This is a genomic window from Phaeobacter cretensis, assembly GCF_047372505.1.
GTDB classification, from domain to species: Bacteria; Pseudomonadota; Alphaproteobacteria; order Rhodobacterales; family Rhodobacteraceae; genus Phaeobacter; species Phaeobacter cretensis.
Map to the genome: position 1 here is coordinate 2,095,617 of NZ_JBKBEU010000001.1, position 15,707 is coordinate 2,111,323.

The following is a 15,707-nucleotide window of genomic DNA, read 5'->3' on the forward strand; positions in this document are numbered from 1 at the left end:
GTCATTCCTCTTTCAATGGTCTTGCAAGCAGTTGAGCGGCGGCATCAGCAATCGTCAAGCGTTGATCGAGCAGGTCTACAACGATGGCGGTTATGGGCATATCGAGATTCCGGGATTTTGCATCTGCGTGAACGGCGCGCGCTGTTGCGGCACCTTCGACCGTGATATTGGGGTCAAATTCCTCATTTCGGCCAATCGACAGCCCGAGACGATAGTTTCTTGACAGATTAGAGCCACAGGTCAGTGTCAGATCGCCAAAGCCTGAGAGGCCGGCCAGCGTATCGGCCTTTGCCCCGGCAGCAAGCGCCATGCGTTGCATCTCAGCATACCCCCGCGTCATCAGGGCCGCACGTGCGCTATCGCCGAGGCCTGCGCCTACAACTGCACCACACGCAATAGCCATTACGTTCTTTAGAGCACCGCCAATTTCTGCTCCAACAGTATCTGTAGTGCGGTACAGCCGCAGGTTTCTTGTGGTCAGTTGTTGTTGCAACCGCCGACCAAGCGCATGACTGTCGCAGGCCAGTGTCAGGGCTGTTGGCAACCCCTTTGCAATGTCGGCAGCAAAACTCGGGCCGGTCAGCAATGCGGACTGCGTTTCAGGCAGGCAGCTGCGGATCACCACAAGTGGTCCCGAACCGGTCTTAAGCTCGATACCCTTGCAACATGCTACAAGCGCGCGGTCGCGTAGAAGATTTAAATTGTGAGAGACAAAGTCGCGCAAGGTTTGCATTGGAACGGCCAGCAAAACTGTTTCGGCCTGCGTCGCGGTTTCTAAGTCACTGGTTATCGTTAATGCATCAGGCAGCGTAGCATCGGGCAAGCGTCGGTGGTTGCGACGGGTGTCTTGCATCTCCCGGGCTAGGCTGACGTCTCGTGCCCAGAGGGTAACTGGCCCGTTGTTTGCCAGCGAAATCGCAAGCGCGGTGCCGAATGCGCCGGAGCCAAGTATCGCTACACTCATGCCTTGGCACCTTTTTTCCCGCTACCCAACATTGCTGGGCTGGTCTGATCCAGTGGCCAACGTGGCCGAGCTGCGAGATCCATCCCATCCCGTGCTCCATTTCGGAAACGTTCCAAACCGGCATAGGCAATCATCGCCGCGTTATCCGTACATAGTGCTAGCGGTGGTGCGATGAACCTTGCGCCCGCTTCGGAACAAACGGTCTCTAACAACGCACGAATGGCTGTATTTGCTGCGACGCCACCAGCCACTGCAACTGCCGGACCATTGGGGCTTTCCTCTAAATAGATCCGGATCGCCCGGCGGGTTTTTTCAGCAAGAACGTCAGCCACCGCAGCTTGGAAACCTGCGCATAGATCCGCGCGGTCCTGTCGCGTCAGACCGCCCTTTTCGGCGGCGACTTGGTCACGCATGCGCATCAGCGCAGTCTTAAGTCCTGAAAATGACAAGTTGCAATCTGGGCGATCCAGCAGGGGACGTGGAAAACGGAATCGCTTAGGATCGCCGGTTTCGGCTTCTTTTTGCACTGCTGGCCCGCCGGGCTGCGGTAAACCTAGTAGTCTGGCGGTTTTATCAAATGCTTCACCTGGCGCATCGTCAATCGTCCCGCCAAGCCGGGTAAAATCCTCTGACCCACGCACGATCAAATACTGGCAGTGGCCACCGGAAACCAAAAGCATCAGATAGGGATAGGGTATGGCGTCCGTAAGCCGTGGTGTAAGCGCATGACCTGCGAGGTGATTGACCCCAATTAGTGGTAGTCCAGTCGCGGCGGCCAATCCCTTGGCGCACATCACGCCAGAAATCACGCCACCAATCAGCCCAGGACCTGCTGTAACGGCGATAGCGTCCATATCGCTCAATTTTAGGTTGGCAGCATTCAACGCATCACGCACACAATGATCCAGTTTTTCAGCATGGGCGCGGGCGGCAATCTCGGGTACGACACCGCCAAAGGCGCTGTGGAGCTCGGTCTGGCCGAACACGATAGACGAAAGCACCTCGGCTGCGCCGTTACCAGATTGCCGGACAACAGCGGCTGCTGTGTCATCACAGCTGCTTTCCAATCCCAATAGGGTGAGGCTTTGTATCATGGCGTTACCGTTGCATCGTGTTCCTGCTGGGGCTACCACCTATGGCAATGACGAACAATCCCGAGGGGAGTGCGATGGTCGGCCTATTGATGACGCGACCCCGTGCGGCGTCAGAGCAGTTTGTGGAAGATTTGCCAACAGCCACTCGTGTTGCCCTGCAGGTCATTTACGCTCCTTTGATTGATGCGCAGCCCATGAATTTGGTACCGTTTCAGTTGGAAAATGGGTTCTACGCTGGCGATGTAATCTTTTCTTCTGCCAATGCCGTGCAGTTTGCGCCCCAACCGGCTGCAGGCCAGCGGGCATATTGTGTCGGTGAGCGTACAACAAAGACGGCGCAGTCAGCTGGGTGGCAGGCGCTGTGCTGCGGGCAGGATGCTGATACGCTTGTCAATGCGCTGGTCGCAGCGCCGCCCACGAGTCCGGTGTCTCACATGCGCGGCGTCCACAGTCGTGGTGATATCGCGCGGCGACTTCAACAGGCGGGGGTTAGCTGTAGGGAGCTTGTGATCTATGATCAGATTCTGCTCAGCTATGACGATGATGCATGCAGAGCAATTGATGCGCAGTCTTCTCTGATTGTGCCGCTTTTTTCACCACGCACTGCTCGTCAATTTGTCAAATTGGCGCCATATCGCTCAGAGCTCCATCTCATTGCATTTAGTGAAGCAGTGGCGGAACCACTGAAGAGCTTGAAATGCAATGACTTACGGATATGTAAGTCTCCAACCGCCAGAGAGATGCTTAGGGTGATGCGTGATGCCGCAGCTGAACTGGTGCGGGTTGAGGGTGGGCCATCGGCACAGTAAGTTTATTGCCGAGTTGATGTTATGTGATTTTGAGAATCGAGGGGGACGTCGGCGTGGCTGACAAAAAAACATCCGATGAGACACAGGCACAGGAGAGCCAGCTGTCTATCTCCAATCCGGACATTGACGAAACGACAACTGTGGACAATGTTTCTACGGAAACTGTGACGTCCGCCGATGACACAAGTGAGATCGAGGAAACGCAAGACACGGCCAAGTCCGATGATGCAAATTCAAGTGTTGATTTAATTGCGGAGGAAGATGTCGCCACTGATCTTGCGGATGATGAAGCAGAAATGCACGACACAGACAGCGACCCGAGTGAGTTAGTTGACGCTGAACAGCCAGAGGGGGAAGACACTGATCAATCCTCAGATGACCCTATTCTAGCGCCTCCCCCCGCGATTGAGGTAGAACGCATCGTTGAAAAACGAGGTGGCTTTGGCGCGGCACTGTTGGGTGGTGTTGTCGCCGCCGGGCTTGGGTTCGTTGCGGGACAGACAAATATTCTAGGCGATTTTATGCCTCCGTCCTGGCGCGCAGCAGAGTCCGTTGATGCTGCAGCACTTGAGCAGTTGCAAAACAACCTGAATGCCCAGATCGCAGAGCTGGAAACACGTGTTTCGGCAAACGCTGCTTCTGATCTGATGCCTCTCAAGCAGCAGATTGACGCGTTGACGCAAGGCGTAATGGAATTGCAGTCCGTTGAACCAGCTTCTGACAATGCTGACTGGGTCGAGGCAGTGGATGTGCTGGCGATCCGTGTGGATGCACTGGAAAGCCGCCCTATCATCGATGCGGCAAGCCCAGCTGTTGTTGCCGCTTTTGAGGCTGAGCTGAGCAAGCTTCAGGACAGTCTAGCTGCGCAGCGTTCTGAGGTTGAGAAGATGGTTGCGGATGCGCGAGCGATGGACGCTGCCAGTGCCGAGGCTGCACGTATTGCCAGTGCCCAGACCATCGTTGCACGGCTGCGGTCTTCAATCGACTCAGGCACCAGCTTTAGTGGCATGATCGTTGAACTTCAGGCCGTCGGAGTGACAGTGCCAGACGCTCTGGCTGGTTCGGCCGAAGCCGGTGTCACTAGCCAATCAAGCCTGCGCGATGGGTTTGCCCCTGCTGCGCGCGATGCACTTGCCGAGGCCCGGCAGGAAACGAAGGGCACCGGCGGTATTGCCGCCTATGTGCGGCGTCAACTTGGTGCCCGTTCGGTCGCGCCGCGTGATGGCGATGATCCTGATGCAGTGTTGTCTCGCGTGGAGGCTGCTGTCCAAAGTGGTGATTTGCAGGCGGCGCTGGTCGACTTGCAGGCACTGCCCGAAACCGCGCGCGCGCCACTAGCTGATTGGGAAGCCGCTGTGCGTGCGCGTATCGCTGCGTCTACCGCCGTGAATGAATTGGCCCAAAGCCTGAACGCCAAATAAGGAAGCTGCCATGCTCTGGTCATTGTTGAAGATTCTCGTTTTTGTATCGATTATTGCAGTGCTTGCCTTTGGTGCTGCTTTGCTGACGGAAACGGCGGGGGGCGTGCAGATCACTGTCGCGGGAACCGAATACACCCTGAGTGCGTTGCAATCAGTGATTGCCTTGGCGGTGCTGGTGTTCGCCGTTTGGGTTTTGTTCAAACTGCTGTCGTTGCTGCTGGCGACGCTGCGTTTCCTCAACGGTGATGAGACTGCAATTTCTCGCTATTTCGACAAAGGCCGCGAGCGGAAGGGGTATCAGGCACTTTCTGATGGGCTGATGGCGCTTGCGTCTGGCGAGGGCCGATTGGCGATGGCCAAGGCCGCCCGCGCGGAGAAATATCTGGAAAAGCCTGAATTGACGGATCTTCTGACCGCGCAAGCTGCAGAACTGGCGGGTGATACAAAGAAGGCTGCCGCTGCCTACAAACGCCTTGTCAGTAATCAATCCACCCGGTTTGTCGGCGTCCGCGGGATTATGAAACAGAAGCTGTCCGAGGGCGATACTGACACTGCGCGCCAATTGGCGGAGAAGGCGTTGGCGTTGCGGCCCAAGCACGAAGAAGTGCAAGACACGCTACTGACGCTTCAGGCGAGAGCGCAGGATTGGGCGGGTGCTCGCAAGACACTGACAACCAAGTTGAAGACAGGCACCCTGCCGCGGGATGTCTATAAACGTCGCGATGCGGTACTGGCGTTGTCCGCGTCCAAGGCAATTTTGGACGAGGGAGCAACTCTTGAGCAGCAGGAACAGGCTATTGAGGCCAACCGGCTCTCTCCTGATCTGGTGCCAGCGGCGGCTATGGCGGCCCGAGCTTACCTTGCACGTGACAAGAAGCGCTATGCCATCAGGGTTTTGAAAAAGGCCTGGGAAGTACAGCCTCACCCGGATCTCGCGCATGCTTTTGCAGAGGTGGAGCCAACTGAGACAGCGGCAGAACGGGTAAGGCGATTTGGCCAGTTGTCGCGCTTGGCACCGCAGCATGACGAAACGCGGTTGGTCATGGCTGAATTGCATATTGTCGCGGAGGATTTCCCCGAGGCACGCCGTGCGTTGGGTGATTTGATCGAACGCACCCCCGATGCACGCGCGCTGACGTTGATGGCAGCGATAGAAAAGGGCGAAGGGGCCTCGGATGCAGTGATCCAGGGCTGGCTGACGCGGGCACTGAATGCGCCACGTGGGCCGCAATGGGTTTGCGAAACCTGCAACCATATTCATGCCGAATGGGCGCCTGTCTGCGAGAACTGCGCCAGCTTTGATACCCTCAGTTGGCGTCGTCCCGAAGCACCCGAAATCGTTGGTGCAACAGGAGCGCAGGTCCTGCCATTGCTTATGGGCACTACTGACGGTGGCAATGTCCCAGTGGGTTCTGAGGTTTCTGATATCGAGTTGTTAGAGAGCGATGTTGAAGCGGAGGTCGCAGAGATTGATGATCCGAAGGCATCGCAAACCACTGACGGCGGCAAGGCGGAATATAAAACCGAACGTGCAAAATAGATTTTAAGGACGGCGCGCCTATTTTAGGGGGCGCCGTTCAATCTGCGCAGGACCTGACTAGGGCTGTCTTCCTCTGCAGCTCAAACAGTTGAGCATATCATTCGCACTGATAGACGCGTGAGTACGCGTCCTATCAGTGGCACCAGTTTCCTTTTTCTTATCCGGCCTTTGCCTAACCCGTTGCTCAAGAGATGACGCACCGTCAGAGTGGACAGTCTTTGCGAAAGCAGCGCTCATCTGCAGGCAGCGGAGGAGTGTTGTTGGTCTGCGCTATGGAGGGAGGCGGTGATGGAGGCGGATTATGTGATCGTTGGGGGTGGTTCAGCGGGATCGACGCTGGCCGCACGTCTTAGCGAGGATCCGGCTGTTTCGGTCTGCTTGTTAGAGGCTGGTGGGCGCGGTGACGGGCTGTTGATACGTGCACCTGCAGCCGTTGTCGCTATGTTGCCCGGGCGTCCGAAAATCAATAACTGGGCCTACGAGACTGTGCCGCAACCCGGATTAAACGGGCGGCGAGGCTATCAGCCACGCGGCAAGGCGCTGGGCGGCTCGAGCGCGATCAACGCGATGCTCTACATACGCGGTCATGCCAAGGATTATGACGAATGGGCCGGGCTGGGGTGTGAGGGATGGGACTGGCAATCAGTGCTGCCCTATTTCCGTAAATCCGAAAGCAATGAGCGTGGCGCTGATGACTTGCATGGGGCAACCGGCCCTCTGCAAGTCAGCAATCAAAAGTCTCCCCGCCCGATTACGGAGGCGTTCATCAAGGCGGGTCAATCGCTGCAAATCCGCCATCGGACGGATTTTAACACTGGCGACAACGAGGGGATTGGCCACTACCAGGTGACGCAGTTTCACTCACCAAATCGTAATGGTGAGCGATGCTCAGCGGCGGCGGCCTATTTGCATCCGGTGATGGACCGTAGCAATCTGACAGTGATCACGCGTGCACAAGCCTCCCGCATTATCTTCGAGGGCAAGCGGGCAGTTGGCGTCAGCTATCGACACAGTGGACGTGAGAAAGAGGTGCGTGCGCGTCAGGAGGTAATCCTATGTGGCGGGGCTTTCAATTCTCCACAGCTATTGCAACTGTCCGGTGTTGGGCGCCCTGAAGATATTCGTCCGCACGGGATTGCGATGGTGCATGAGCTGCCGGGGGTTGGCCAGAATCTGCAGGATCATCTGGATTTCACGCTGGCTTATAAATCCAAGGATCGCAACAATTTCGGGATTTCCCTGCCTGGTAGCATTTCTCTGCTGCGCCACATTTGGAACTGGCGCAAAACCGGGCGTGGCATGATCGCGACGCCATTTGCGGAAGGGGCTGCCTTTCTAAAGACAGATCCGTCCGAAGATCGCGCTGATATACAGCTGCATTTTGTAATTTCGATCGTTGATGATCATGCCCGCAAATTACATCTGGGGCATGGTTTCAGCTGCCATATCTGTGTGCTTAGGCCGAAATCGCGAGGTTCGGTTGGCCTTGTCAGCGCTGATCCCGCGGTGCGGCCTCGGATTGACCCAAGATTTTTGGCAGACCCTGATGATCTGGCTGTATTGATCAAGGGTGTACGCAAATCCCGGAAGATCATAGCGACAGAGCCATTGGCGAGCTATGTTGATAAAGAGCTGTTTATCGACGGTGACGTTGATAACGCGGCGTTGGAACACCACATACGCGCGCGCGCTGATACAATTTATCACCCAGTTGGCACTTGCAAAATGGGGACCGATCCTTTGGCGGTGGTGGATCCATTGTTGCGTGTCCATGGGTTGGAGGGTTTGCGCGTGGTCGATGCATCAATCATGCCGCGGCTGATTGGCGGGAATACAAATGCCCCAACGATCATGATCGCGGAGAAAGCGGCAGATATTATTCGGGGCGCGATGGCCCGCGCCTAACATTTCAATTTTGGAGAAGACGACGATGCCTGGCAAGATGATGCACAAACAGCTGAACATAGGATCCCTGATCGAACACGCAGGGCGATTTCACAGTGGAACTACGGTTACATCTGTCGAGACTTCTGGCGAAACTGTGCATGTGACTTGGGGCGAAATTGATAGCAATGCGCGCAAACTGGCAGCAGCATTGGGCCGCTTGGGCATTACGCAGAGCGCGCGTTGCGGTACCATCGCTTGGAACAATCGTCGCCACCTTGAGATCTATTTCGGTGTGTCCGGGGGCGGATTTGTCTGCCACACTATCAACCCTCGCCTTAAACCAGAGCAGCTGGTTTACATCATCAACCATGCTGAGGATCAGGTGTTGTTCATCGACACCACCTTTGTTCCGGCAGTGGCGCAGTTGCGCGAACAGTTTGCGACGGTGCAGCATATCGTAGTGATGGGCCCACGGGATGCTGGCATCGCGGCGCAAATTGACGATGTTTTGTTCTATGATGAACTGTGCGGGGGTGAGACTGGCAACTATTCATGGCCCGACCTGGATGAAAACCTGCCGTCGAGCTTGTGTTATACTTCGGGGACAACTGGGAATCCTAAGGGCGTTGAGTACACGCACCGGACCAGCGTTTTGCATACGCTTGGCGGTAATCAACCTGATGGGCTTGCCCTGCGTGCGCGGGATACGGTTTTGGCGGTGGTTCCCATGTTCCACGTGAATGCATGGGGTACGCCCTACATCGTAGCCGCAGTCGGGGCGAAACTGGTACTGCCGGGGCCGAACCTGGACGGTGTGAGCCTCGCGAAATTGATTGACGCCGAAAAGGTCACGGTGGCACTGGGTGTTCCAACCATCTGGATGGGCTTGTTGCAGGGGTTGGAGGAAACCGGATGCACTGCCGAGAGCCTCGAGCGGACCATTGTCGGCGGCTCGGCCTTACCTACAGTGATGATTCCGGCTTTCCGTGACAAATACGGTGTGGATCTGGTTCATGCCTGGGGCATGACAGAAACCAGCCCCATTGGCACATTGAACCAATTGCTACAAAAACATGGCGCTTTGGATGCCGAGGCACAGGCCAAGTTGCGCGAAGGACAGGGGCGTCCGCCCTACGGTATTGATCTGCGTATCGTAGACGATGCCGGTTCGGTTCTGCCCAACGATGGTGAAACCCAAGGCAACTTGCAAATCCGCGGGCACTGGGTGATCGACAGCTATTTCAGCACCCAAGAGACGGCTCTGACAGAAGACGGATGGTTCGATACCGGCGACGTCGCCACGATTGATGGTGATGGCTATATGATCATCCGGGATCGATCCAAGGACATTATCAAATCTGGCGGTGAATGGATCTCGACAGTAGAGCTTGAGGATATCGCAATGTCTCACCCTGATATCGCTCAGGCAGCGGCTATTGCGGCCAAACATCCCAAATGGGATGAACGCCCGGTTGTCATCGCTGTTAAGCGCATTCCTGAGGTGACTGAAACTGATGTGTTAGCGCATTATCAGGGCAAAGTGGCCAGCTGGCAGGTGCCGGACCGCGTGATTTTTACTGATACGCTGCCATTAGGCGGGACCGGAAAGGTGCTGAAAAACAAGCTGCGGGACTCATATTCAGAGATTCTACAGGACGCTTGATATCTGGCACTTCTGCCGTAAAAGGCTCCATTCGGTGGCAGTTAACAGCGGAACAAGCGTCGAATTGACAAGCAGTTGGCTTGAAACAGGCGTTTTCGGCATCTTAACTGCCGGCAAATTTATCTGTTAAGCCTCACTTAAGACACCGCCTGATATTCCGGTAGTGGGTGAAAATAGGTGGTGGATATGAGCGCACAAGGAAGTGTGGCGCCCATTATCATCAAGAAGAAAAAATCGGGTGGTGGCGATGGCCACCACGGCGGAGCTTGGAAGGTCGCGTATGCGGACTTCGTAACTGCTATGATGGCTTTCTTCATGTTGATGTGGCTGCTCAACGCAACGACTGAGAAACAACGAACAGGGTTGGCGGATTACTTTTCGCCATCCATTCCGCTGAGCCGGGTTTCTGGCGGCGGCAACGGGGCATTTAGCGGCGACAGTATGCTAAGTGAGGAGATCCTGCCCAAGAATGGCACCGGAGCGTCCGATACACATCCCGTCGATGCGCAGCAAGCCAAGGGCGATACGGGCGTTGAAAAGGACGAGGAACGCGAAGCCGCTGACGAGCTATTCCGCGCACTGGAAGAGCAGCTGAAGGGGCGAGGTGGCGAAAGCATGGTCTCGATTGAGATGGCACAGCACATCATTACCCGCGTCACAGATGAGGGATTGGTGGTCGAGCTTTTCGATACCGAGGACTCGCCACTGTTCCAAGAGGGGACGACCGAGCCGACTTTGCTGTTCCGCGATATCTTGCAGATGGTGTCACGTGTCACCGGAGTTGTTGAAAACAATATCGCCATTGGTGGGCATACACGATCCCATGCGGTTGTCGTTGCCGATAATCCGGTTTGGGAATTGTCTCATTCACGGGCTGATGCGACTCGAATGTTGCTTGAAGCAGGCGGGACGAAGTCAAAGCGGATGCATCGGGTAACGGGTCATGCGGATCGCAAATTGACAGATACCAACCCGATGTCAGCGCGAAATAACCGGATCGAGATCATACTCCTGCGGAAATAATCTATGGATCATCATTTGCCAGCGGCTAACAGAGCAGACAATTTTATCTGTTAGCCGCCCGTTAATGGGCAATCGGCTAGCTGTTGCATCAAGAAAGATTCGATGCAGCAGAAAGGCGTATCCATGACAATCTCTTCCTCGCTTAATGCCGGTGTTGCCGGGCTTACTGCGAATGCCAGCCGACTGGCCTCTATTTCCGACAATATCGCGAACTCCTCGACAGCCGGCTATAAGCGGGTTCAGACGGATTTCCATTCAATGGTTATGAGCTCATCTGGCGGAACATATTCGGCGGGCGGTGTACGCACGACCAATGTGCGCCTGATCGACGAGCGGGGGCCGCTGGTATCGACCTCAAATGCGACTGACCTTGCGGTTCGTGGCCGGGGAATGCTGCCGGTGACGTCTATGAACGAGGTTGAGACCGGTGCAGCCAACCCGCAGATGATGCTGACGACCACTGCGTCGTTCCGCACAAACGCAGATGGCTTGCTGGCGACCGAATCTGGTCTGGTTCTGATGGGCTGGCCGGCACAATCTGACGGAACTATCCCACCATACGCGCGGGATACATCAGATGCTCTAGAGCCGGTACGTTTCAATGTGAACAAGCTGTCCGGTGAGCCAACAACCGAGATGTCACTAGGTGTGAACCTGCCTGCGACTGCGACTGAGTCGACTTCGTCAGGAACCAGCGAAAACCTAACGATTGAATATTATGACAACCTCGGCAAATCTGAGAGCTTACAGATTGAGTTTGTTCCAACCGTTCCTGCGACGGGGGAGTCGAACGAATGGACTATGATCATCACTGACACGGCGAGCGGTGCAACGCCGATTGGGGAATACACCCTGACATTTGATGATAACCGGACTTCCGGTGGCGCTTTGAATGCGGTCGCCGATACAACTGGTGGGGCTTATGATCCGGCAACTGGGTCTATCATTGTGAGCGTAGCGGGTGGCCCGATGGAGATTAACATTGGTACACTGGGCGATGACAATGGTTTGACACAGCTATCAGACACCTTTGCCCCTGCATCCATCTCCAAGGATGGCGCACCGGTCGGAAACTTCACAGGTGTCGAAATTGACGAATCCGGGTTCGTACATGCCAATTACGACACTGGCGTTACCCGCGTAGTCTACCAGATTCCACTTGTTGATCTGCCTAATCCCAACGGTATGATTGCGATGGATAGACAGACCTATATGCCATCCAGCGAAAGTGGTTCTTACTTCCTGTGGAATGCTGGTGAAGGTCCGACAGGTGATATTCTTGGCTATGCCCGTGAAGAATCTGCGACCGATGTTGCGGGTGAACTGACCAACATGATCCAGACACAGCGGGCCTATTCGTCTAACGCAAAGGTCATTCAGACTGTGGATGAGATGTTGCAGGAAACCACCAACATCAAGCGCTAATAATCGCTTTTTCCTTTGATCTACAATTGCGCAAAGGCTGGATGACCTATGTCCATTACAAGTGCACTAAACTCCGCTATGACCGGGCTGACGGCGGCTGGCCGCTCAACGTCAGTCGTATCCGAGAACCTGGCGAATGTTCTGACCCCAGGGTATTCACGTCGAAGCCTAGCGCTCAGCAGCGCCGGGGACGGTTTCAGCGGGGTAAAGGTTGGCGGCGTTCAGCGGCTCAACGACCCCGGACTGCAATCCAGCGTGAGATCCGCCAATTCAGAGGTCGGCGTTGCCGAAGTGAAGTCGGACTTTTTCGGACGTATGACCGAATTGGTCGGCAGCGCCGATGATCCCTATTCGATCACTCAACGGTTGACGGATTTTGATTCCGGTATAATTGAGGCGATTTCTCGCCCGGATTCTGGTCCACGCCTAAACGATTTAGCTGTTCAAGCCGAGGAATTGGTACGCTCGATTGCTGATGCCGCTGAGGGGCTCCGGAATCAGCGAACGGCTGCCGATAGGGCAATTGACGTGCAGGTTGATACCGTCAATCAATCGTTGGAAAGAATCCAAAAGCTGAATGCAAAAATAGCGGTCAGCCAGGCAACAGGGTCTGATTCTGCGTCGCTTTATGATCAGCGAGATCTGTTGATTGATGAGGTGAATCAGATCATTCCGGTCAAGGTTGTGAACCGTGACCGCGGACAGGTCGCGCTGTTTTCCGAAGGGGGAGCGGTGTTGCTTGACGGACAGGCTGCCGAGCTGACCTTTGACGGCAAGTCGGACACACTGCCTTACATGACCCTTGGAAATGGCCTGCTATCTGGTCTTCAGATCAACGGGATTGATGTTGCCACTGGTTCGGGTAGTCCCATTCGTGGTGGTACGTTGGCGGCCCAGTTTGAAGTGCGCGACGTACTGACCGTCGACGCACAAGAGGATCTGGACGCTATGGCTAAGGACCTCATCGAACGTTTTCAGGATCCAGCGCTTGACCCGACCTTGGGGGCTACCGACACGGGAATATTTACCGATCAGGGTGCGTTCTTTGATCCCGCCAACACAGTAGGGATCGCGAACCGCATAGAGCTAAATGACAAGATTGCGATGCAAGGGCAGGCTGAAACTTGGCGGTTGCGGGACGGTTTGAACGCTGCGTCGCCGGGGAACGTGGGTGATGCGACCCTGTTGCGTGCATATGCGGATGCACTGGAAGCGAAGCGCTCAGTATCTTCTGTCGGATTGGGGACTGCAAATCTGGATGCTAGTACTCTGAGCGCCAACCTGTTGTCACGTTTTGCGCAGAGTCAAAATGTTGCAGAACAAAATACCGCTTTTGCGGCTGCGACCTATACCGAAATGCACCAGCGCGAACTGGCGCAGGGTGTCGACAGCGATGCGGAACTGCAAAATCTCATCGTGATTGAAAAAGTTTATCAGGCCAACGCCCGGATGATTTCCGTGGTTGATGATCTGATGGAAACGCTTCTGAGGATTTGACGAATGATATTGAACTCATATGGAGACATGGCTCAGCATCTTTTCCTGCGCAATCGGTCAGTCGACCTTAAGAATAGTATTTCGACGCTGACGCAGGAACTGAGCACCGGCAAGGCATCTCAGTTGACGCAAAAATTGGGTGGTGATCTAACCTATTTGTCTGATGTTGAACGGAACTTGGATCGCCTTGAATCCTTTCAGGTTGCCAACAACGAAGCTGCCCTGTTTGCTTCCTCGACACAGTCTAACATAGCGCTGATTTCTGATAACGTCACAAAGCTGACGGGCGATATCTTTGCGGTTACAACGTCGCCAAATGATGAGATATCTCAGCAACTGTCTAACCAGGCAGAGGTGTATCTGACTGAGGCGATCCGATCCTTGAACGGTGAAGCCGCGGGGCGCAGTCTGTTTGCTGGCAATGATACAGAAGCGCAACCGTTGGCAGACATTGGGACAATGATGTCGTCATTGGTGACCGCGGTGACGCCCTTTACCACCGCTCCCGATATTGTGCAGGCGGTTAAGGACTGGTTTGCGGATCCTCTTGGATTCGATGCGGTGATGTACCAAGGATCTGCGGATTTGATGGACCCTGTAAAAATTGGCCCAAACGAAGAAGTTACGGTTTCGCTGAAAGCCAATGATGACGGGTTCAAGCAGACTTTGCAGAGTCTGGCAATTGCCACACTGATTAATGAGCCAAGCCTCAGCCTTAGCACCGATGTAAAGTTCGAAATGCTGCGCAGCACTGGGGTCGAGTTGCGCGAGAGCCAAACGCAGCTAACGCAAATACAATCGGATCTTGGCTTTGTTGAGGGGCGGATTGAACAAACTGCGACACGAAATGGTGCAGCACAAACAAGCCTAAGCCTGGTTTTCAACAAACTGGTGCAAGCGGATCGCTATGAGACGTCTACCCGTTTGGAAGAGGCTCAGTTCCAGCTGGAGAGTCTGTTTACCGTTACGGCCCGTACGTCGCAACTATCCCTAATGAGGTTCCTGTCATGATGCAGCTCTTTCGAGTTCTGCTGACTGTTATACTGCTGCCGACGGTCGCGCAGGCCAGCGCTATCAGGTTGAAAGATCTGGTCGAGTTTGACGGGGTCCGCGGCAATGATCTGGTCGGATATGGTCTGGTCGTGGGACTAAACGGCACTGGTGATGGTCTGCGAAATTCGCCATTCACCGAAGAGATCATGTCGAACATCCTGGAAAGGCTGGGCGTTAACGTCACTGGTGAACAGTTTCGGCCGAAAAATGTAGCTGCCGTGTTTGTGACGGCGACTTTGCCACCATTTGCCCGGGTTGGCGGTACTGTTGATGTGACGGTATCGGCGATTGGCGATTCCAAAAGCCTGCTGGGTGGCACTTTGGTCATGACCCCGTTGAATGCGGCCGACGGTCAAATCTATGCGGTGGCACAGGGTACGATTCTTGCCGGCGGAGCAGTAGCTGAAGGTGAAGGCGCTTCGGTTACACAGGGTGTTCCAACATCTGGGGGTATACCATCTGGTGCCCGTGTTGAGCGTGAAATCGATTTCGATCTCTCATCTTTGACGTCGATGCGCCTCGCCCTTCGGGAGCCCGATTTTACCACCGCCGGTCGCATAGAGCGCGCTATCAACGCCGAATTTGGGCGCAATGTAGCACTGATGAGAGACTCCGGAACAGTTGAAATTGACGTGCAGCGTACCAATAGCCGATCGACGGCCCATGCTGTTGGTCGGATCGAAAATATCTTTGTCGAACCGCAGCGCAAAGCGCGTGTGGTTGTCGATCAGCGTTCCGGCACCATTGTAATGGGCAGCGATGTACGCATTTCGCGGGTTGCCGTGGCGCAGGGCAACCTGACCTTGCGAATTGAAGAAACACCACTGGTGGTACAGCCTAACCCGTTTGCCGATGGTGAAACGGTGATTGTGCCGCGAACCGGTGCCGCAATCGAAGAGGAAGAAGGTATTCAGCTCGCTGAAGTCCCTGAAACCACTTCTTTGTCTGAAGTCGTAGCCGGGTTGAATGCTTTGGGCGTCTCGCCGCGAGATATGATCGACATACTCAAGAGCTTGAAAGCTGCTGGTGCTCTACACGCCGAATTCGTGGTGCGCTAGCCGGCCGCAGCTAGGACTAGCTGTACAACCATATCAGAAAGCCCTCGGAACATATGGTTTCGGGGGCTTTTGCTGTTACTCAGTTCTATACGTGCTCGTCAGCAAAAGATCACGATACGCAGTGCAGATCGCTGATCCCTGTCAGGACCAACATGTATAGGGAGGACCGGTAATGGTAAGGCCGAATTCGGAGGGCTGCATATGCTGCTATGCGATATCTACGGGCACCGTTCCTTCGAAGGTTTGTATTTGTTGATAAGCCCTGCCCAGCTG

12 protein-coding genes are annotated in these 15,707 nt (G+C 55.0%); 10 read left to right on the forward strand and 2 right to left on the reverse strand.

Annotated features, from left to right (window positions below; genetic code table 11):
• Position 1 precedes the first annotated feature (1 nt).
• Together ACEWZM_RS10025 and tsaD are read right to left on the reverse strand one after the other, a co-directional pair.
• Entirely contained in the window at positions 2-964 is a 963-nt protein-coding gene (locus ACEWZM_RS10025; RefSeq protein ID WP_414006290.1) for an NAD(P)H-dependent glycerol-3-phosphate dehydrogenase, read from the reverse strand.
• Positions 961-2,058, reverse strand: coding sequence for a tRNA (adenosine(37)-N6)-threonylcarbamoyltransferase complex transferase subunit TsaD (gene tsaD / locus ACEWZM_RS10030; RefSeq protein ID WP_414006291.1), 1,098 nt, complete (start codon positions 2,056-2,058; stop codon positions 961-963). Before tsaD ends, ACEWZM_RS10025 begins: the two co-directional genes overlap by 4 nt.
• A gap of 41 nt (positions 2,059-2,099) precedes the next feature.
• On the opposite strand from tsaD, the gene ACEWZM_RS10035 reads away from it, so the two are divergent.
• The 10 genes from ACEWZM_RS10035 (at position 2,100) to ACEWZM_RS10080 (ending at position 15,434) form a co-directional block, all read left to right on the forward strand.
• Entirely contained in the window at positions 2,100-2,867 is a 768-nt protein-coding gene (locus ACEWZM_RS10035; protein ID WP_414006292.1) for a uroporphyrinogen-III synthase, read from the forward strand.
• A 53-nt stretch (positions 2,868-2,920) separates the two neighbouring features.
• The gene (locus ACEWZM_RS10040; RefSeq protein WP_414006293.1) at positions 2,921-4,288 is read left to right on the forward strand and encodes a COG4223 family protein; all 1,368 of its coding nucleotides are present in this window, start codon (positions 2,921-2,923) and stop codon (positions 4,286-4,288) included.
• 10 nt (positions 4,289-4,298) lie between these two features.
• A complete protein-coding gene (locus ACEWZM_RS10045) occupies positions 4,299-5,828 on the forward strand; it encodes a heme biosynthesis protein HemY (protein ID WP_414006294.1) in 1,530 nt (509 codons plus the stop codon).
• 288 nt (positions 5,829-6,116) lie between these two features.
• Complete coding sequence (locus ACEWZM_RS10050) at positions 6,117-7,733, forward strand: GMC family oxidoreductase (protein ID WP_414006295.1); 1,617 nt, start codon at positions 6,117-6,119, stop codon at positions 7,731-7,733.
• A 25-nt stretch (positions 7,734-7,758) separates the two neighbouring features.
• On the forward strand, positions 7,759-9,378 hold the full coding sequence (locus tag ACEWZM_RS10055) for a long-chain fatty acid--CoA ligase (protein WP_414006296.1): 1,620 nt from the start codon (positions 7,759-7,761) through the stop codon (positions 9,376-9,378).
• Between the two features lie 186 nt (positions 9,379-9,564).
• Positions 9,565-10,401 (forward strand): flagellar motor protein MotB, encoded by an 837-nt coding sequence (locus tag ACEWZM_RS10060; RefSeq protein WP_414006297.1) that lies wholly within the window; start codon positions 9,565-9,567, stop codon positions 10,399-10,401.
• 102 nt (positions 10,402-10,503) lie between these two features.
• Positions 10,504-11,826, forward strand: coding sequence for a flagellar hook protein FlgE (locus tag ACEWZM_RS10065; protein ID WP_414006298.1), 1,323 nt, complete (start codon positions 10,504-10,506; stop codon positions 11,824-11,826).
• A 48-nt stretch (positions 11,827-11,874) separates the two neighbouring features.
• The gene (flgK, locus tag ACEWZM_RS10070) at positions 11,875-13,323 is read left to right on the forward strand and encodes a flagellar hook-associated protein FlgK (protein ID WP_414006299.1); all 1,449 of its coding nucleotides are present in this window, start codon (positions 11,875-11,877) and stop codon (positions 13,321-13,323) included.
• Positions 13,324-13,326: 3 nt separating this feature from the next.
• Positions 13,327-14,334 (forward strand): flagellin, encoded by a 1,008-nt coding sequence (locus ACEWZM_RS10075; protein ID WP_414006300.1) that lies wholly within the window; start codon positions 13,327-13,329, stop codon positions 14,332-14,334.
• Positions 14,331-15,434, forward strand: a complete 1,104-nt coding sequence (locus ACEWZM_RS10080) for a flagellar basal body P-ring protein FlgI (RefSeq protein ID WP_414006301.1) — start codon at positions 14,331-14,333, stop codon at positions 15,432-15,434. The genes ACEWZM_RS10075 and ACEWZM_RS10080 overlap by 4 nt, the downstream gene beginning before the upstream one ends.
• The last annotated feature ends 273 nt before the right edge of the window (positions 15,435-15,707 follow it).